The sequence below is a fragment of the Robertmurraya sp. DFI.2.37 genome, assembly GCF_029211245.1.
GTDB lineage: Bacteria > Bacillota > Bacilli > Bacillales > Cytobacillaceae > Robertmurraya > Robertmurraya methanolica_A.
Window position 1 is genome coordinate 167,585 of sequence record NZ_JARGEJ010000002.1, and the last position, 19,900, is coordinate 187,484.

Annotated in this window: 19 protein-coding genes and 2 other annotated features; of the genes, 2 read left to right on the top strand and 17 right to left on the bottom strand. The window is 38.1% G+C overall.

Going from position 1 to position 19,900, the window contains the following annotated elements; translation table 11 throughout:
- Window positions 1-28: 28 nt before the first annotated feature.
- The 11 genes from PZE06_RS02180 to PZE06_RS02230 all read right to left on the bottom strand — a co-directional run bounded on the left by PZE06_RS02180 (window position 29) and on the right by PZE06_RS02230 (window position 11,037).
- Window positions 29-214: a DUF1294 domain-containing protein gene (locus PZE06_RS02180; protein WP_150913830.1), complete on the bottom strand. Its 186-nt coding sequence runs from the start codon at window positions 212-214 to the stop codon at window positions 29-31.
- 107 nt (window positions 215-321) lie between these two features.
- Window positions 322-681 carry a 50S ribosomal protein L20 gene (rplT, locus tag PZE06_RS02185; RefSeq protein WP_150913832.1) on the bottom strand — a complete coding sequence of 120 codons (360 nt, stop codon included), beginning with the start codon at window positions 679-681 and terminating at the stop codon, window positions 322-324.
- A gap of 27 nt (window positions 682-708) precedes the next feature.
- A complete protein-coding gene (gene rpmI / locus PZE06_RS02190) occupies window positions 709-909 on the bottom strand; it encodes a 50S ribosomal protein L35 (RefSeq protein ID WP_009333215.1) in 201 nt (66 codons plus the stop codon).
- Between the two features lie 17 nt (window positions 910-926).
- Window positions 927-1,430 carry a translation initiation factor IF-3 gene (gene infC / locus PZE06_RS02195; RefSeq protein ID WP_095307815.1) on the bottom strand — a complete coding sequence of 168 codons (504 nt, stop codon included), beginning with the start codon at window positions 1,428-1,430 and terminating at the stop codon, window positions 927-929.
- A 145-nt stretch (window positions 1,431-1,575) separates the two neighbouring features.
- Window positions 1,576-1,711: a sequence feature (ribosomal protein L20 leader region), on the bottom strand.
- Between the two features lie 256 nt (window positions 1,712-1,967).
- A complete protein-coding gene (gene thrS / locus PZE06_RS02200; protein ID WP_150913921.1) occupies window positions 1,968-3,902 on the bottom strand; it encodes a threonine--tRNA ligase in 1,935 nt (644 codons plus the stop codon).
- A gap of 171 nt (window positions 3,903-4,073) precedes the next feature.
- Window positions 4,074-4,319, bottom strand: a binding site (T-box leader).
- Window positions 4,320-4,397: 78 nt separating this feature from the next.
- Complete coding sequence (gene ytxC, locus PZE06_RS02205; RefSeq protein WP_150913834.1) at window positions 4,398-5,258, bottom strand: putative sporulation protein YtxC; 861 nt, start codon at window positions 5,256-5,258, stop codon at window positions 4,398-4,400.
- Window positions 5,259-5,444: 186 nt separating this feature from the next.
- Entirely contained in the window at window positions 5,445-6,377 is a 933-nt protein-coding gene (gene dnaI / locus PZE06_RS02210) for a primosomal protein DnaI (protein ID WP_150913836.1), read from the bottom strand.
- Window positions 6,378-6,394: 17 nt separating this feature from the next.
- The gene (locus tag PZE06_RS02215) at window positions 6,395-7,783 is read right to left on the bottom strand and encodes a replication initiation and membrane attachment family protein (RefSeq protein ID WP_150913838.1); all 1,389 of its coding nucleotides are present in this window, start codon (window positions 7,781-7,783) and stop codon (window positions 6,395-6,397) included.
- A 99-nt stretch (window positions 7,784-7,882) separates the two neighbouring features.
- Window positions 7,883-8,341, bottom strand: coding sequence for a transcriptional regulator NrdR (gene nrdR / locus PZE06_RS02220; RefSeq protein WP_095307879.1), 459 nt, complete (start codon window positions 8,339-8,341; stop codon window positions 7,883-7,885).
- Between the two features lie 697 nt (window positions 8,342-9,038).
- Window positions 9,039-9,413, bottom strand: coding sequence for an adenosylmethionine decarboxylase (speD, locus tag PZE06_RS02225; protein ID WP_095307881.1), 375 nt, complete (start codon window positions 9,411-9,413; stop codon window positions 9,039-9,041).
- A 592-nt stretch (window positions 9,414-10,005) separates the two neighbouring features.
- Complete coding sequence (locus PZE06_RS02230) at window positions 10,006-11,037, bottom strand: glyceraldehyde-3-phosphate dehydrogenase (RefSeq protein ID WP_150913840.1); 1,032 nt, start codon at window positions 11,035-11,037, stop codon at window positions 10,006-10,008.
- A gap of 286 nt (window positions 11,038-11,323) precedes the next feature.
- Between PZE06_RS02230 and PZE06_RS02235 the strand changes: the two genes are divergently transcribed.
- Both PZE06_RS02235 and PZE06_RS02240 read left to right on the top strand, forming a co-directional pair.
- On the top strand, window positions 11,324-11,623 hold the full coding sequence (locus tag PZE06_RS02235) for a hypothetical protein (RefSeq protein WP_150913842.1): 300 nt from the start codon (window positions 11,324-11,326) through the stop codon (window positions 11,621-11,623).
- Window positions 11,624-11,699: 76 nt separating this feature from the next.
- Complete coding sequence (locus PZE06_RS02240; protein WP_191963128.1) at window positions 11,700-12,293, top strand: serine hydrolase; 594 nt, start codon at window positions 11,700-11,702, stop codon at window positions 12,291-12,293.
- Between the two features lie 482 nt (window positions 12,294-12,775).
- On the opposite strand, the gene coaE is transcribed toward PZE06_RS02240, so the two are convergent.
- From coaE to hflK, 6 genes are all read right to left on the bottom strand, one after another.
- Window positions 12,776-13,384: a dephospho-CoA kinase gene (gene coaE, locus PZE06_RS02245; RefSeq protein WP_150913846.1), complete on the bottom strand. Its 609-nt coding sequence runs from the start codon at window positions 13,382-13,384 to the stop codon at window positions 12,776-12,778.
- 52 nt (window positions 13,385-13,436) lie between these two features.
- Window positions 13,437-14,069, bottom strand: coding sequence for a sporulation membrane protein YtaF (gene ytaF, locus PZE06_RS02250; RefSeq protein ID WP_150913848.1), 633 nt, complete (start codon window positions 14,067-14,069; stop codon window positions 13,437-13,439).
- 134 nt (window positions 14,070-14,203) lie between these two features.
- On the bottom strand, window positions 14,204-15,037 hold the full coding sequence (mutM, locus tag PZE06_RS02255) for a DNA-formamidopyrimidine glycosylase (protein ID WP_150913850.1): 834 nt from the start codon (window positions 15,035-15,037) through the stop codon (window positions 14,204-14,206).
- A 21-nt stretch (window positions 15,038-15,058) separates the two neighbouring features.
- Window positions 15,059-17,683 (bottom strand): DNA polymerase I, encoded by a 2,625-nt coding sequence (gene polA, locus PZE06_RS02260; protein WP_150913852.1) that lies wholly within the window; start codon window positions 17,681-17,683, stop codon window positions 15,059-15,061.
- Between the two features lie 93 nt (window positions 17,684-17,776).
- Window positions 17,777-18,712 (bottom strand): protease modulator HflC, encoded by a 936-nt coding sequence (gene hflC / locus PZE06_RS02265; RefSeq protein ID WP_150913854.1) that lies wholly within the window; start codon window positions 18,710-18,712, stop codon window positions 17,777-17,779.
- A complete protein-coding gene (hflK, locus tag PZE06_RS02270) occupies window positions 18,712-19,686 on the bottom strand; it encodes an FtsH protease activity modulator HflK (protein WP_150913856.1) in 975 nt (324 codons plus the stop codon). The genes hflC and hflK overlap by 1 nt, the downstream gene beginning before the upstream one ends.
- Window positions 19,687-19,900: the final 214 nt, after the last annotated feature.

Consider the following 19,900-nt stretch of genomic DNA (forward strand, 5'->3'; position numbering starts at 1 on the left):
TAAAAAAATATCCTATACTTTCTTGAAATCATGTACAGATACTTGGCTTTTCATAACCTGCCGTCATCCCGAGAGCACCACCTATTAGCGCTACCGTCCATAATGTTTTTTCACTAATACGATATTCATTTTTCTTTGCCCTTTGCTTATCACTATACATGAGATAAAGTCCAATCACATTGATTGCTACTATGTAGATTATCGCTTCTAGCATTCCTTTTCATTCCTTTCTCAAAAGATACATAAAAGCCATCCTCTCACTGGAGAGAATGGCTTTATTGAAATAAGTGAGAGCGACGGATGTCGATTTTCACCTATATTTTATTTGCTTAAGTTTTGCTTTGCAACTGATGCTAATTCAGCAAATGCTTTTTCATCTGAAACAGCTAAATCAGCTAACATTTTACGGTTTACTTCGATACCAGCTTGCTTTAAACCAAACATTAAACGGCTGTAAGAAAGTCCGTTCATGCGAGCTGCAGCATTGATACGAGTAATCCAAAGCTTACGGAAGTCGCGCTTTTTCTGGCGACGATCACGATAAGCGTACATTAATGATTTCATTACTTGTTGGTTAGCAACTTTATATAATGTATGTTTTGAACCGAAATAACCTTTAGCTAATTTTAAAACCTTTTTACGACGTTTGCGAGTAACTGTACCGCCTTTTACACGTGGCATTCTATTTCCCTCCTATATTCCTCAGTTTTACTTAAGGTTGACTAATAAATTACGGATGCGCTTGTAATCGCCAGAAGAAACAAGAGTTCCTTTGCGAAGCTTACGCTTTTGTTTTTGAGATTTGTTAGCAAACATATGACTTCTGTATGCATGAGAACGCTTCAGTTTACCAGATCCTGTTCTCTTGAAACGCTTTGCAGCGCCGCGGTGAGTTTTCATTTTTGGCATTTGGAATTTCCTCCTTATTACTTTTCGTTTTTAGGGGCAAGCATCATAAACATGCTTCTTCCGTCCATCTTTGGATGAGATTCAACAGTTGCAACCTCTTTACAGCTTTCCGCAAAACGGACTAAAACACGTTGACCGATTTCTTTATGAGTAATGGCACGACCTTTAAATCGAATCGATGCTTTTACCTTATCGCCTTTTTCTAAAAATTTAATGGCATTTCGTAGCTTTGTATTAAAGTCATGCTCATCAATTGTTGGGCTTAAACGAACTTCTTTAACATTGATAATCTTTTGGTTCTTACGTGCTTCTTTTTCCTTCTTCTGTTGTTCGAATTTAAACTTACCGTAGTCCATAATACGAGCTACTGGCGGTTTCGCATTCGGTGCAACAAGCACAAGATCCAAGTTCACACGTGCAGCAATTTCAAGTGCTTCGTTCTTTGACTTAATTCCAAGCTGCTCGCCATTTTGATCAATAAGACGAACTTCTCGGGCACGAATACCTTCATTCAATAACATGTCTTTGCTAATAGTTAGACACCTCCAAGAATTTTTACGAACACAACGTTTGGGTCAAGAATTTTCCAACATAAACGATCAATAATTGCACCGATTCCAAATCATCCATGACTCAGGAGTTGAATCGCAGTGTTTACCTTAATTCGCAAATAAAAAAGTGTGGATGCATGAAACACCCACACTTTACGAAAACAAACGTAAACAAATAATTATGTTCGTAAAACCTGCCAACTGCGCTTTTGCGTCAATCAGGTGAGAAGCGGGTGCTTCTTCTTTTCCCTAAACTCGTATTCAGTTACCTAACTATTTTACAATAATCGATGTTACCTGTCAATGTAACACTTCTTGTTTCAAGCAACTATCTAAATTGCAATGACAAAAAATATCTTATCAAAATTTTAAGAGCTTGGCAACAACTTTTTTATTTTGACTGGATGCAATGTTTCGTATTTTTTTAGAATACGAGCTAAGGCCTTCATTTCTTTATTCCATCAACGGAAGGACACAATTAAATCAGCCCCCACACATAAAATAAGCTTATACCCGTGCAACCTCTTTATTTAATGCCGCAAGAAACTCATTAAATGGGACAGTTTCAGACTTTTGCTCTCCATATTTACGGACATTAACAGCCTTCTCCGCCATTTCATTATCTCCTACAACAAGCATGTATGGAATTTTTTGAATTTGCGCCTCACGAATCTTATAACCCATTTTCTCATTACGGTCATCAAGTTCAGCACGGAACCCATCAGCCTTCAGCTGGTCGAGAACTTCTTTAGCATAATCGTAATGGACGTCTGGCGATACTGGGATGACTTGAACTTGTACAGGAGCTAACCAAGTTGGGAACGCGCCTTTATATTCTTCGATTAAGAAAGCGACAAAACGTTCCATTGTTGATACGACTCCACGATGGATAACGACAGGACGATGCTGCTTTCCATCCTCCCCAACATAAGTTAAATCAAAACGTTCAGGTAATAAGAAGTCTAACTGAACAGTTGAAAGAGTTTCGTCTTTTCCAAGTGCTGTCTTAACTTGAACGTCGAGCTTCGGTCCGTAAAAAGCCGCTTCTCCTTCAGCTTCAAAGTAATCTAGCCCTAAATCATCCATTGCTTCTTTTAACATCGATTGAGCCTTTTCCCACATTTCATCATCGTCAAAGTACTTCTCAGTATCGGCTGGGTCACGATACGATAATCGGAATGTATAGTCATTAATGTCAAAGTCTTTGTATACTTCTAAAATTAAATTTACAACACGCTTAAACTCGTCTTTAATTTGGTCAGGACGAACGAATACATGAGCATCATTTAACGTCATGCCACGGACACGCTGTAATCCTGATAGAGCACCAGACATTTCATAACGGTGCATCGTCCCAAGCTCAGCAATGCGGATTGGCAGCTCGCGGTAGCTATGAATTCCTTGTTTATATACCATCATATGGTGTGGACAGTTCATCGGGCGCAAAACGAGCTGCTCGTTATCCATCTCCATCGGTGGGAACATATCCTCCTGATAGTGCGCCCAGTGGCCAGAAGTTTTATAAAGCTCAACACTGCCCATAATCGGCGTGTACACATGGTCATAGCCAAGGCGTACTTCTTTATCGACAATATAGCGCTCAATTGTGCGACGAATGGTTGCCCCTTTTGGAAGCCACAACGGCAGCCCTTGACCGACTAATTGAGAGCTGGTAAACAGGTTAAGCTCTTTTCCAATTTTACGGTGATCACGCTCTTTTGCTTCTTCAAGCAGACGTAAATGCTCGTCCAAATCTTCCTTTTTGAAGAAGGCTGTACCATAAATTCTTTGCAGCATTTTATTATTACTATCTCCACGCCAATAGGCACCAGCAATGCTTAATAGCTTAAATTCTTTAATTTTCCCTGTTGAAGGAACATGTACACCACGACATAGGTCAAAGAAATCACCTTGTTCGTAGATTGTTACCTTCTCATCAGCAGGAATAGCGTCGATTAATTCTAGTTTATATTCATCACCAATTTCCTTATAAAGCTGAATCGCCTCATCACGACTGACTTCCTTACGAACTACTTCAATGTTTTCGTTAATGATCTTCTTCATTTCTTTTTCAATAAGTGGGAGATCTTCCGGTGTGATGGATTGATCTAGATCAATGTCATAGTAAAAACCACCTTCTATAACTGGGCCAACTCCAAGCTTGACATCTTTATATAAACGCTTGATTGCTTGGGCCATTAAATGGGCAGTACTATGGCGCAGCACTTCTAAAGCCTCTTCACTTCCAACTGTCACGATTTCAATCGCACCATCTTCTTCAATTGGCCGACGAAGATCATACATCGCTCCATTTAGTTTTCCAGCAATAGCTTTCTTTTTTAATCCAGGGCTAATCGACGCAGCCACATCTTCAGTTGTTGTTCCAAATGGAAACTCCTTTACAGCACCATCTGGAAACGATAATTTAATCACATCTGACATTTTCTTTTCCTCCCTTGAAATAAAAGGCTTTTTCGCAAACCACCAGTTCCTTTCGATAATCATTTCATTATCTCCATGAAAAAACTGCGAAAAATGCCAAACTTAACTAATTCATAAAGTACATATCGGTTTTGACAAAACCCTCTGGAACATAAAAAAACCCGTCCCTCAAATAGGGACGAGTTATCATCATTAACACGTGGTTCCACCCAAATTCTCATTTTTCCAGAACAGCAAAAAATGACTTTAGCAACAAAATAACGGTTTTGACCGTCAACCAATACTAATAGCTTAGCTATATTCATGGTTGAAGTTCAGAGGTGGTAAGCATTCGATTCGTATTAGGAAGATTCCAGCCTAGTCTTCCCTCTCTATTAACCGGTTAAAGAATACCCATGTCCTCATCGTAACTTTTACTACATTCAATTGTACATGAATCATTATGTAGGTAATTATAGTAGTTTAGTTTAGGAAAATCAAGTTTTGTCGAAAAAATTATCCCTCAAAAAAGTTATTTTTAAACTGCTGAAAATCGTCCACTGCTCTCAAGCGAACACGTTCTTCAAATATATTTTGTATCGTCCGGACAAGAGGCTCCTCCTCATCATCTGTATACACATAAATTTTCGATGGGGATATGGAAAGAAGCGGTGCAATGGTGACTGAATCAATATAAACCGGATGATTTGAAATCAGCTTTCGGTCGATCATGCGAATGAGTTCAGCTCTCTTAATTTCAGAAAAATACTGGTCATAGAACGTGACCCCATCACCAACATATAAATGAAGCTGTTCTATTTTTGGTGCTCTCTCTGATATAAATTGGCGTAATGTTTGAATGAACATCTGATATTCTTGCTCCATTTTATATTCATCAATTGAGATTTCAACATATTTTTCTAATTGTTCCATATATGGGCGCATTCTAAAGCGAACAAAGGAATCAAACGAAAAGGAATGCTGCTCATCAAATATTTGCGAAACCGCCTTTTCCATTTGTTGGTTCATATTTATATCATGAATTAACGACTCTAAATCTTCCCGTTCACCTTCAACAATGGAGTAAATAATATCCAAAATTTGCTGGATCTCATCTTCATCTTCGTAATAAAATTTTTCCTTTAAGATCATCCTAAACCAATCATGAAGCTTAATTTTTATAATAAATTGGAGGAATGCCGCTTTACTTGCGTCTACTAATTCCTTTATGTCCTTGTCGATTTTCACCTTCGCTTTATTATCATCTTCATTTTGAAGAGTTATTTTTTCGTTTAAAGAATTCGTTTGTACTTGATGTTGTATGTAATTGTGAAACTGGCTAGCATCCTCTTTATTTTGAAATGTAATTTCAGCCAACCAAATCCCCCCTTTAACAATCTCCTCTTGAACTATTCCGCCCTGAACTAGTCCAATCTCTGTAACATGTATATGGGGATTTACACAAAAATAGAAGTAATCGAATTAATTCTCTTTAAACGAAAAAGAGGCTGGTACAAAAGTCTTTTTACAATCGACTTTTGTATCAGCTTCTCCTAAATTATTCTACCTTCTCCGGTTAGGTCCATCCACTAATACCGGGTCAGTTAAAAAGCGAATCCGTTCTAAAATACGGCGAGCTTTCATTTTTTCTTCCTCACCACGCTGGCTGTATGTGAGGTGGTGTTCAAGTCCATCATAATCAAAATTTGTGCTAAAAAAAGTTGGCAAGTACTCTTGCATTCTAAATTGCAATATAGGCCCTAATACTTCATCACGAGTCCAACTTGACATCGTTTCGGCTCCAATATCATCAATCATTAAAACCGGCTGCCTTTTAATTGTTTCAATTTTTTCGTTTAATGTGGAATCACCAATCGAATTTTTCAATTCTCTCAATAATTCTGGAAAATACACAATCATTGACGACACATTTTTCTTAGCAAGCTCGTTAGCAATGGCTCCTAATAAAAAGGATTTCCCTACCCCAAATTTCCCGTAAAAATAGAGGCCCCTTTGTTTTCCATTCGGATCATAATTTTCAACAAATTGTTCTGCTCGCTCGACGGCTTCTATGCGGCTACCATCAAGCAAATCAATATCGGCAAAAGAAGCACGAATAATATCCTTTGGAACATGCATGCTTCGAATTAGCTTTTCACTTTTTCGTTTCTCATCGTCCATAATCTTTCTCGGACAGCGATCATAATAAATATCAATCGCCCCTCTTCCAATCACAAGCTGAGGATGATAGCCCTTCAACAGGTTTTGGCATTCCCCAAGGCTCGGGCAATCTTGGCAATGCTTACTCTGCTGTGCGTAATCGTAAAGCGTCATCAAACTCCTTTCGATCATCTCCTGTGTCAGCTCTTCTTCATGACGAACAAGAAATTCGCGAACATAAGGATCGTGGAGGATTTCCTGTCTCATTTTTTTATAACGCTCTTGGAAACTCATACTGTTTCCTAATTTGTTTAATGTTTCATTTATTCTTTCCACCTGAGGAGGGCACCTCCTTAATTTTTATATTTTTTCAATCGTTCTTCTAATGCCCGTTTTCTAACTTCAAGTTGCGCATCCTGATTGGATGGAGGAGAAGCTTCTTCCTTTTCATCAAACCAATCTGGCAACGCTTCTGTTCTAATCGGTTTTCTCTTTGAATCAGACTTTGTATTTTTATTATCTGCCCATTCTAAATACTGACGATGCTCTTTAATGGCTAAATCCATGGCGTCTTTGACAGTAGAGATTTTTTTTCGTGCCCAATGGGAGGCAATTTTATCGACATACGCCTTCGTTAGCTTCATATCTGTTTTCAATAATACATATTGAATCAGGACATTGACGACTCCAGGCAAGAGTTTTTGTTTAAACATAACATCTTCTATAATTTTTAGATCGGCTTTAGATGGTACCGTCCCACCCGAAATATCACTTAAAAGCTGTCTTGGAGATGTCGTATCCAAATAATGAATAAGCCTCTCGACCTTCGTCTTCGGTTCATCTACATTGGATTGTTTCAATGCTGGCTGGATTTTATCTACTAATACTGGGAGCTTATCTTGGTGCTCAAGCTGATACCAGTCCCGAGCCGCTTTGCGAAGTTCTTCAATATTTATTTTTCCTTCCAACTCATCCATTGCTGTTATGACTAGGTTTTTCATTTGCAGAGAATCAATACCATAAAGATACGCTAGATTGCTGATCGCGTTTTTCACCTTTGGAGTAAACGCTTTTTTCGGAACTAACGATTCAGATAACCCAGCCATCAGTAGTTCAAAGTCAAAACTTTCATCGACTTCAACTTGAATTCCTTTTTGAACAACTCGTCCTATGTATGCCTCATCAGCTCCTTGATCAAGAACACCATCCATCATTTGGAAATTCTCTGGGGTGACAGAATCATAGACATCCTGAAATGCTCTCGTAACATTCTCATAACCATCAGTCTCAGCAGGAAGCACCTTATCAGAAAAAAACTTCTTTAATTTTGTAAATTGCGTTTTACCAACCTTCTGATATAAAAAAATATTTAACATGCCATCTAAGAAAAATTGTTCAGGAGGCAAAGGTGGTTGAAGCTCATAGACAAAAGAGCGAGAGCCCTCATTTTCTTGAACGAAGGTTTTAAGCAACCCGATGCCTTCAAGCTTAAGGCGAGCTTCATGGATGGACTTTAAATGAAGATCCATAAAACTCATAAGACTATGATGGGAATTACTTTGCGACCATAGTCTATTTTCTTCAACCTGAGCCCATAACGTCATATATAAACTCATTGATACGGGACCAATTAAAGGCTGATACAACAACGTAATGATCTTTCGGTCATATTCGTGGAGTATTCCATTACAGGCCACTGTATATCGATCAATTGGCAACATTTCTTTCCAATGCTGGGCCATTTGTGTTCCAACCTTTCCTTTTAAAGCTAATGAAGAAAAAAGCCAAAGGATTTGTTCATTCTTAAATGTCTCTTAGCCTTTCACTCCATCGGCTACCATTTACTGTTCTTTTTTTATGAGCTCCTTAAGCTCCTCAATAAATACATTGATGTCCTTAAATTGACGATATACTGAGGCAAAGCGAACGTAAGCAACATCATCAATCTTGGCAAGACGCTCCATCACCATTTCACCAATAACCTCGCTATCAATTTCAGACACCCCTTGACTGCGAAGCTCCTTTTCTACCTCAGCAGTAATGTTCTCTAATTTCTGCAAAGCAACAGGACGCTTTTCACAGGCCTTTATTAAGCCGCGCAAGATTTTATCACGGCTAAACTCTTCCCGTGTTCCCTCCTTCTTCACAACAATCAAAGGTATTTCTTCAACCTTCTCAAAGGTGGTAAAACGTGAAGAACAGCGTTCACACTCTCTTCTACGTCGAATGGAACGACCATCATCTACTGGACGAGAATCAAGGACACGTGTATTACTATTTTGGCATGAAGGACATTTCATACTACAATCAGCTCCGAATTCTGAAAATCTTTATTTATAGCTCTTTTCTCAAACTATTCTCCTTTTGGAAGGTATACCGCTGCGAAGTTCATAATGGGCTACAACAAGTAATATAGGCACTGGACGCGCATTTGAAAACAATGAAAGTTCAATGGGTTTATTAAGAAGATAAAGCCAAAGAGCTTTCTATCTATCTATCACCGTCCATACTATAAAGGACCCTTTTACGATAAAGGAAGCGCGGTGCAGTACCCCTAGTTGCTTAGCGAAGATTGTCCAAATACTCATTTTCACGGTACGTTATCCGCCAACACACAAGTACACCAGAAAAAAGTGAGCCACAAGCTACGAACTCTATCTTTCCTAGACGGTGAAAAACGAATTAACAATTTCGTGCTCGTTTTTCAACTGGCTGTTGTGCATGTGAAAGTATTTTGATGCAAAAGAATGAAGAATAAGAAAAGTGCCAACATATTATATCCGTGCAATTATACTTTGATGGAATGCAAGAGGTCGAAAAACTAACCCATGCAAAACCACAGGTCTGTACAAAAACAGTCTTATAAATATATCTTATTAAAAAGGAGAAAGTAGTACAAGTAATAGAGAGGAAATTAAAAAAAGAGGTGTATCAAACACCTCTTGCACTCGCTAAAATTTATTTACTGCATGACTTCACATTGATTTACGTTTGCACCTACAGATTAATTTTTTGCTTTACTTGAACAGGACCCATTCCACGCGGTAGTTCAATATTTTCTCGTGTCTTTGCTCCTAACGCTTCTGCAATATAATTGGCAGCAATATTCGGATCCATTTCCCCACATGTGTACACGTCAATGCTAGCATATCCATGTTCAGGAAAGCTGTGAATCGTTAAATGCGACTCTGAAATAATCACAACTCCACTCACGCCTTGTGGAGCAAATTTATGAAATGCGACTTCACGAATTTCAGCACCTGACTTTAATGCTGCATCTGCAAAAATCCGTTCAATTTGTTCAATATCGTTTAACTTTTCAAAATCGCAACCCCATAATTCCGAAATAACATGACGACCCATTGTTTCCATATTCAATTTCCCCCTTTTGGCTTTTTACGAAAACACATGAATTTTTCTAGTGGACGCTCACTACCACGGGGGAAAGTTAGTCCAGAGAGGTCCTAACCCTTTAAGTAGCAAACAAATCCTTCATTCATGAAGTTCACGTGGAATAGTATACTTTGTTTGCATTTCTTTTGCAATATATAGGGGGAAATTTGTTTATATTTAAGGAACAAATCGTGTGTACTACTTAAATGTAGGTGAATTCCGGAAAAATCGTGAATAATTCCGGAATTTTTCTGCTTAATTCCGGAAAAAGCAGATGTATTTCCGAAAAAATTGCATTAATTCCGGAATTTCACCCTACAATTCCGGAAAACAGTACAAAAGCGCAGGCGCTTTGCTCAGACCCGTAAAAATCGGACCATTCAGGTAGGAGATATAGGAAACCTATGGTGCTAGCATCTCTGGTTGTCTTATCGTACGTGATAGAGCCTAAGTGCCGGAGCTAGACGAGGACAAACTGATTTAGAGTTATAGACATTGTTTACATTTTGTCATTACCGAAACAGAGAAAAAGTCCACTCAAAGAAATGAGGGACTTATAATTAGCCATCTATTAACTTACTTTTACTTCCGCTCTCTGGAGCAAGGCACGGGCAACATGTTTTGTTAAATCAACAACGCGACAAGAATAGCCCCATTCATTATCATACCAAGCTAATACTTTTACCTTATTTGCACCCATAACGATTGTGGATAAGCCATCAATAATCGCTGAATGCTCATTCGTATTAAAATCAACGGACACTAACGGTTCTTCAGTGAGATCCAATATCCCTTTTAAAGCTCCTTTTGAGGCTGATAGGAACGCATTATTCACTTCATCAACCGTAACCTCTCTTTTCAGATCAACAACGAGATCAACTAACGACACATTTGAGGTTGGAACTCGTAAAGCCATTCCATGCAGCTTCCCTTTTAAACTTGGGAGTACGAGCGATAATGCTTTGGCAGCACCTGTTGAGGTTGGAATAATCGATTGGGCACAGGCTCTTGCACGCCTTAAATCCTTATGCGGATTATCAATATTTTTTTGGTCATTTGTATAAGCGTGAACCGTTGTCATTAACCCGTTAACAATACCAAATTGTGCATCTAATACCTTGGCAACCGGAGCAAGGCAATTGGTTGTACAAGAAGCATTTGAAATAATATCATGTCTTTCGAGATTAAGTACTTCTTCATTAACTCCCATGACAATGGTGACATCTTCGTTTTTACCAGGTGCTGTTAAAATGACTTTCTTTGCCCCTGCCTGCAAATGTAAGCTTGCTTTGTCTCTTGCGTTAAATTTCCCCGTTGCTTCAATGACTATATCAATCCCGTACTGCTCCCAAGGAAGCTCAGCTGGGTTACGATTGCTTAATAATTTGACTCGTTTACCATTAACGACTAAGGCGTTGTCTTCTGCGATAATGTTGCCTTCGAATTTCCCATGATTGGTGTCATACTTTATTAAATGTGCCAACGTTTCCGCTGGATAACTAGCATTGATTGCTACAATTTCTAAACTATCTTCAAGAATGGCTTTTCTAAATACCATTCTGCCAATTCTTCCAAACCCATTGATCGCAATTTTTGCCTTCATCTTACGGCTCCTCTCGAATAAATGTTATACTTTTAAACCGTTTATCACAATTAGTATAACACAATGAGAAGATTTTGTGCTGAATTAAATGCGGAAATTAAGAAAAATCATTCTAAAGATCATTTAAGCTCCCTAAATATGCCCTACAATTCTTCTAACTTCTTTTTAGATACTCTTCAGTTCCCGAAACTCCAAAAGTGAAACCCTTTAAGACGTTACTCGAATAATTAAATAGATTCTCTAAATTTGTAAGTAGTTCTTTAATTAAACAGAAAGGATTTTTATCATGACCCTTTATTTATGGATCATTTTTATTGGAATTTTCCTCCTAACTGCATTTCCATTACTTTCAGCTAAAAAAAGGAGTAGATGGAATATCATCCAGACGATTATTGTCACGCTTTCTATCATCATTGCCATTGTTGCAATTGAAATTTTTTACACCCCACCAATAATGCCGATCGTTTTCATTATGATCGTAACCATTCTTGCTGACAAATCCACCTACACAAAAACGGGATTAATTATTACTGGAATGGGCTGTACTCATTCTTTCTGTTTTGGCTTATTACTTATTTCACGATGATCCAGATTATGTCCAAAACTATATTGATAAGAATCCAGACTTAGCCTCCATGCACTTAAGTGTAGATGGAGAAAATTTGATATGTAAACAAGGTGAAGTAAAAGGTCCTCTTGCCAGTGTGGTGAAGACAATCATTGCTATTGAATTTGCCAATCAAGTAGTGGAAGGAAAAATCGACCCTGACGAACAAATTCCATTAGTAGAATTAGAAAAGTTTTACCTTGTCAACACAGATGGGGGAGCTCATCCAAATTGGCTTAAAGAAATGAAAGATGGAGACCAGATCAAAAATGATGCAGTTTCTTTACAGGAAGTTGCAAAGGGAATGATTATGTTCAGCTCCAATACAAATACTGATTTTTTACTCGATAAATTAGGTCCTGAATCAATTAATCATGTGATAGAATCTTTAGGTCTAGAAAATCACGCTCCAGTTTATCCACTAGTTTCATCATTATTAGTTTCTACTTATCTAAATGAGGATAAAAAATCGAGTACCAGCCAATTGCTAGACAGATTACAATCCTTGTCACTTGAAGATTATAGAGAGCTCTCTTGGGGGATTCACCATTTGTTAAAACATAGAAAAGCCGATTTTTTCAACGGCTCTGTTTCAATTCCTATCGATTTACAGAAAATATGGTCTGACCGTCTACTAATGCAACGGTAGAAGACTATGGCAAGGTTATGAGCGCCAGTTCCAATGATACCCCCACGTTCCCAGGCGGTGAAGACATCCTCCGCAATATTATGGAATGCCCATGAAAGTGAATGTCTCAAATCAGGAAATATATGCACATCTTGGAATGAAGGGTGGTTCTACCGCTTTTGTCGTAAACCAAGCTTTATATGTTGAAAACCATGATGGAAGAAAAATGGAGTTGATCATTTTCACTGAAGGATTTCCATTATTGAGCAAATCAAAATGGAAAAAAACATGAATTCATTCTTAAAAAAGGTTCTCACCGAACACTCTTAATATTATAAAAATTATGAAATACAATTACGAGGTTGTCAGCAGCAGTATTCTATGGTGAGAAATGATGAAATGAATTTCAACTTAGCGATTAAGTCTATTCATATGTAAATAAGCCTGTAGACAAGTCCCACTTACTTCGAACTCATCTACAGGCTTAAGGCATGTAAAAAGCTTTACATTTTCATGTCGAGCCCCCATTGTTCCAAAATCGCAGTTAATTGCTTTTTTGTCTCCTCAATCGTTCCATTGTTGTCAATGATGGCATCACTTAATTTGATTTTATCTTTTAAAGGCATTTGCGATTGTATTCGGGCAAGAGCCTCTTCGGCAGTGAATTGGTTGCGTGCCATCAATCTTTTTAATTGTACTTCTTCATTCACGAAAACAAGCAATGTTTTGTCGACCAAATGGGTTAATTTACTTTCAAATAAAAGAGGGATGTCCAAAACGATCAGTTTTTCACCGGCATTCACAGCATGCTCACGTTTTTCAATCATCCTTCTGCGAACATCTGGATGGACTATGCTGTTTAATTTCAACCTCTTTTCTTCATGATTGAAAATGATCGCGCCTAATTTCGCTCGATCTATTTCTTGGTTTGGCAGCAAAATATCTTGACCGAAGTAGGCAACAATTTCCTTGTAGGCTGGCTCCCCTGCTGCTACAGCCAAACGGGCCTCTAAATCCGCATCAATAATCGGCACTCCATGCTCCCTCAATATATTCGATACAGTGCTTTTCCCACTAGCGATTCCACCGGTTAATCCTACAACTATTGCCATAATGATTCCTCACTTTATCTTTAACTGCTGCTCCTAGTACATCAATAGCCCATTACAATTTCCAAATCCCAATAAAAATAAGTAGAATTCCAGGGATAAACGAAAACTTTTGCAGAACAGTATTTCTCGAAAGCATAGCACCAATCTTCATCCCAACAGTTACAAATAGTGAACTCATCACAGCCACTGTAACCGCCAAGGCGAGAGGTGAATAGCCCAGCATAGCTGCCCCAATACCCGCCCCAAAAGCATCGAGAGAAAGAGCTAATCCGAGAACAAACGCTTCAATTCCAGTAATCGTCCCTGAGCGATCAAAATCGGCAGACATCGGTTTCTTCAAAATGTTGATCACAAGCCCTAATGATTTAATTTCAAAATTAACAATCATTTTTTCATGGGGGAGCGCCTCTTTCGCTTTCTCTGTTCGAAAAAATTGATACAAAATCCATCCACCTAATAAGACAAGAACAATTCCCCCAATCCTCTCAGCCATGTCAGGAGAAAGGAAGGTTTCAATTACTTTTCCCACTGCCATTGCCACAATTAATGTGATTGCGGAACAACATGCAATGACGATGATCGATTTAAAAGGGATTTTCATTTTTCGCAATCCATAAGTAAAACCGACGCTAAAACTATCTAAGCTTACCGCAAATGCGAGTAGAATAAGTGAAAATGTAAACACTGGTATAAGCTCCTTCCCATCAAAAAGCTAAGATAGTATATGGAAGGAGCCATTCCAATGTTAATATTTAGATTCAGCGGATGTAAACAAAAGCCCGCAAATAAACGAGAAAGATAGCATAGTTAACAAAATTATCATTTCTTTTTCTTTTGACATTGCGGACAGAAGACCGTTCCTCTGCCGCCAACAACAATTCTTTCTAACTCTTGCGAACAAACTTTACATTTCTCTCCTTTTCGGCCATAAACATATAATTCCAATTGAAACATGCCGATTTGGCCCTGCGTATTCACATAGGAGCGAACCGTACTTCCTCCTTTTTCAACAGCTTCCTCCAACGTTTTCACGATTTCAGCATGTAATTGAACAAGTTCTTTTTGCGATAAGGAATTAGCAGCCCTTTCAGGGTGAATACCTGCTTTGAAGAGTGATTCATCTACATAAATATTCCCTAAGCCCACAACAAGCTTTTGATCAAGTAATACCGTTTTAATACTTCGGTTCGTTTTCGCCAACATCTCCTGCATACGAGAAACCGTAAATTGAGATGAGAAAGGCTCAGGACCAAGCTGCGATAACGGAAGCTCTTTAAGCTCTTCCCCTTTTTTAAATAAATGCATCGTTCCAAATTTCCTCACATCCCGGTACCGTAATTGGGTGCCATCCGTAAAATAAAAGATAACATGTGTATGTTTATCAATTTCATCATCAGGAGTAAAAAGTCCGTATCTTCCTTCCATGCGCAAGTGGGAAACGAGTGCAAAGTCGGGTGTATAGATGAGCAAGAATTTTCCTCTGCGACCGATCTCCTCAATGGCCTGTCCAACAAGAGCGTCCTTAAACTGTTCAACCTCTACTGGTCTTTTTATCATTTTTGGCCAAGTTACAGAAACTCGTTTAATTACCTTTCCTATTACAAGCTGTTCGAGCGTTCTTCGAACCGTTTCAACCTCTGGTAATTCAGGCATTCTCTCTCATCCTCTATTCATTTATTTTGCATCAAACCAAGTAGGACCATAAGAAAAATCGACCTTAAGCGGAACTTTTAATTGTACCGCTTGCTCCATCACTTCTGGAACCATTTCTTTTAATATCTCGATTTCTTCCTTCGGTGCTTCAAAAATTAATTCATCGTGAACTTGGAGAAGGAGTCGCGTTTTTAAGCCTTCTTCATCCAACCGTGCAGCCATATCGATCATTGCTTTTTTAATAATATCTGCCGCACTTCCTTGAATTGGTGTGTTCATTGCAGTTCTTTCAGCAAAACTGCGAATATTAAAATTCCGACTCGTAATCTCCGGTAAATATCTTCGGCGTTGAAGCAAGGTAGAAACAAACCCCTTTTGCTTTGCATCCTGTACGATTTCTTCCATGTAATTCTTAACACCAGGATAGCTCTCTAAATATTTCTCAATAAATTTCCCTGCTTCTTTTCTTGTAATATTCAAGCTTTGTGAAAGACCATAATCACTAATTCCGTAAACAATTCCAAAGTTAACGGCCTTGGCATGGCGACGCATATTGGCTGTTACCTCATCTTGTGAAACGTGAAACACTTCCATCGCTGTTTTCGTATGAATATCAAGACCTTCCTTGAAAGCTTCAATTAACTTTGCATCATCCGCTATATGGGCTAATACACGCAATTCAATTTGAGAATAGTCTGCAGCAAAAATGACCCAATCCTGTTCAGACGGAATAAACGCCTGTCTAATTTTTCTTCCCTCTTCAAGACGAATAGGGATATTTTGCAAATTCGGATCAGTTGAGCTCAGTCTTCCCGTCTGTGTAAGTGCTTGATTATAGCGAGTATGAACCTTATCATTCTCAGGATTAACAACCTTTAATAGTCCTTCAATATACGTTGATTGCAGCTTCCCAAGTTGTCGATAATGAAGGATCTCGCCGATAATGTCATGTTCGTTCTCCAATTTTTCCAATACATCTGCAGAGGTCGAGTAACCTGTCTTCGTTTTCTTAATTGCTGGTAATTGTAATTTCTCAAATAAAATAATTCCTAATTGCTTTGGTGAATTAATATTAAAAGCCTCGCCGGCAAGTTCAAATATTCTTTTCTCAATTTGAACCAATTGCCCATTGATATCCTCCCCCATATTGCGCAGACGCTGTAAATCGATCTTTATCCCGGTCGATTCCATATCCGCCAAAATAAGGGATAAAGGCATTTCTAGCTCAAAGAAGAGGTCAGATTGCTCGTTTTCTTCTAGTTTTTCTTCCAAGATTGGCTTTAGCTCAAATAAGGCAATGGCTTTTCTCACTAAATGCTCTGCAAGAAGCTGCTCTTCTGGGATCTTTCTCTTTGCCCCTTTTCCATAAAAAGCATCGTTCGATTCTACATTACGATAACCATATGAATGTGCAACAGAAGCAATGTCATCAATTGTTTCAGACGGGTTTAATAAATAAGAAGCGATTAATAAATCAAATTCAACTCCTTTTAAATGAATATCATGATGCCTTAAAGAAACTTCAGAGCGTTTCGCATCATAGACCCATTTTTTCTTTTTTTCATCCTCTGCCCATTTTTTAAAAGCATCGGACTTTAAAGCCAAATCTGCTGATAAAAAGTAGCTCCCCTCTTTATGAACGATGGCAAAGCCTATAATGGGGGCATAATGATAATTATCCTCAAGAATTTCAACATAAAAGGCGGATTCGTCGGTAAAGAGCTCTGCCGTTACTTCCTGTACGATTTTATATTCAATTTCCTCTAACGGCTTGCTCTCTTCAACTACGTCAAGCTTATTTAAAAGGGAATTAAAGCCTAATTCTTTAAAGAGTTTTACTACATTTTCCGGCTCAAACGAATCATATTCAATCTCACTAAGTTCCACTTCAACAGGTGCATTTCGAATAATGGTTGCCAATTCCTTACTCATTAAAGCCTGTTCTTGAAATTCTGCAATTTTTTCCTGCAGTTTTTTTCCACTTACTTGTTCAATCGAATTCAACAAATTATCAACAGTCTGAAACTCCTTTAACAGCTTAATCGCTGTCTTTTCTCCTACGCCAGGTATTCCAGGAATATTGTCTGAGCTATCTCCCATTAAGCCCTTCATATCAATAATTTGCTCTGGAGTCAGACCATATTTCTCCATAATATGTTTCGGCGTATACTCTTCAATATCAGTGATCCCTTTGCGTGTGATCGCGACAGTCGTTTTTTCAGAACTTAGCTGGGTTAAATCCTTATCTCCAGAAATTACTTTCACATTAAAACCATCCTGTTCAGCTTTTAATGACAGGGTTCCAATAATATCATCTGCCTCAAAATTCTCCAGTTCATAACGTGGAATTCGATATGCATCCAACAATTCACGAATATATGGGAATTGCTCAGAGAGCTCCGGTGGTGTTTTTTGTCTCCCGCCTTTATATTCGCTGAATGTTTTATGTCTGAACGTTGTCTTTCCAGCATCGAAAGCAACCATAATATGGCTCGGCTTCTCTTCTTCCAAAATCTTCATCAGCATCATGGTAAAGCCGTAAACAGCGTTTGTATGTATTCCTTTGTCATTGTTCAATAGGGGCAGTGCAAAAAAAGCACGATAAGCAATACTATTCCCATCAATTAAAACCAATTTTTTAGACATCTATTCATACCTCACCTTTCATAAAAAAAGCCGTTATTTTCTTCCTTATATTCTATCATGAGAATATAAAGAAGGAAAAATAACGGCATGATATTATTCAGTATATCCCATTAAAAGTCGTGCATACGGTGAATCAGACGGTAATACAATCACTGTTTGATCATTAATCGTTTTCTTATAGGATTCAAGAGTTCTAAATAAAGAGTAGAATTCTGGGTCCTTTGAAAAAGCTGAATTATAGATTTTGGCTGCTTCTGCTTCCCCTTCTGCACGAATTTTCTCAGCTTCAGCCTGTGCTTTGGAAAGCATTTCACGAACGACTCGATCGGTTTCCGCTTCAATCTTGTTTTTGTCCGCATCCCCTCTAGATAAGTAATCTTGAGCAGTTGAATGACGTTCAGAAATCATTCTTGTAAAAACAGATTGCTCGTTTTCAACTGGTAAATCTGTTCGTTTAATACGGACATCTGTAACGACAATTCCATATTTATCATTTTCTAACAGTTCATTTACTTTTTCTGTAATTCGGTCATTTAATGAGCCACGAGATGATTTTTCATCATTGATAATTTCATCATAATTTAATTGCCCTAACTCGGTACGAACAACGGAATAAATAAACTCTTCCATACGTGATTCAGCATTGACAACTGTTCTCGCATTTGAAATCATCAATTTCGGATCCTCAATTCTCCAAACAGCATAGTTGTCGATAATCATCCTCTTTTTATCCTTCGTATTAATCTCTGCTTCAGTCACGTCATAAGTCATTTGATATTTTGGCAGGGAAGTCACCGATTGGATAAACGGAATTTTAAAAGAAATTCCAGGTGTTTCATCAATACGAACCACTTCTCCAAATTGGCGAACGACCTTGTATTCTCCTTCTTTTACCACATATACATTTGTCAAGACGAGAGCAAGAATCCCGATCACAACAACAGCAAAAATTCCTAGCTTAATGTAAGAGCGGCCATTAAAACCATTACCACCACGCTCGTTCATATCAATAACATTTTGATCACTCATTATTGATTCCCACTCCCTTCTTCTTTTGTTTGTTCTTCTGCTTTCGGTTGATTATTTTCAAGTGGACGAATAGGGAAATACTTCATTGTGTTTCCATCATCATTCATAATGTAAATTTCGGTTCCTGGAAGAACTTGCTCTAACGTTTCTAATACTAAACGCTGCCTTGTGATTTCCGGATTATTCTTATATTCATTATATAATTCATTAAAGACAGCTACACTACCCCTAGCAGTTTCTATACGGGCAGCTTTCTCACCTTTCGCCCTAGAGCGGATCGCTTCAACTTCACCTTTTGCCTCGTTTTCCTTCTGATTTTTGTATTTATTTGCTTCGTTAATCTTTGTATTCATCGTTTCCCGGGCATCGGTCACCTGCGTAAATGCTTGACGAACTTCATCATTCGGAAGTTCTACATCCTGTAGTTTAACCCCAAGGACCGAAATTCCAATATCGTATTTCTCAACTAAAGTGACAAGCAGATCGCGAACTTCCGCCTCAATCTCTGCCTTTCCAGACGTTAACGCGTCATCAATTTCAGAGCTTCCGATAATGCTTCTTAATGAAGCAGACGTTGCATCCCGCAAAATCTCACGTGGATTATCTGCATTAAATAAATACTTGCCAGGATCAGTTATCTTCCATTGCACAACCAAGTCGGCAAGGACGATATTTTCATCCCCAGTAATCATTTTTGTTTCATCTTCAAAATCTACAATCTCCCCGTCCTTCTCTTCAAAACCAAATTGAAGACTAAATGTTTCTTTTGATAGTTTTTCAACACTTTGAATTGGCCAAGGTAATTTAAAATTTAAACCAGGCTCTGTTATTCCTTCCTCTACTTTTCCAAAGGTCAAAATAACAGCTTGTTCTGATTCATCGACCGTATACCAGGTCGTAAACGCCACCACACTTAATACGGCTATAGCAATAACTAGCCCCACAATTGTATAAATTCGTTTTAAACTAATCATAAGTTCTCCTTTCCTCAAAACAAATTTCTCTATGCATTATTACGGTTAAGTGACAAAAAGGTTTCAATTATCTGACACAATAAATCTTTTACAGCTTTGACTTTGTTAAACAACATTGTTACATATCTTATGAAACCTAGGACTGATACACCTTTCAAATAGAAAAAACAAGTGAAGAAAAAAACATTTATCTTCACTTGCTTTTTATAACAAC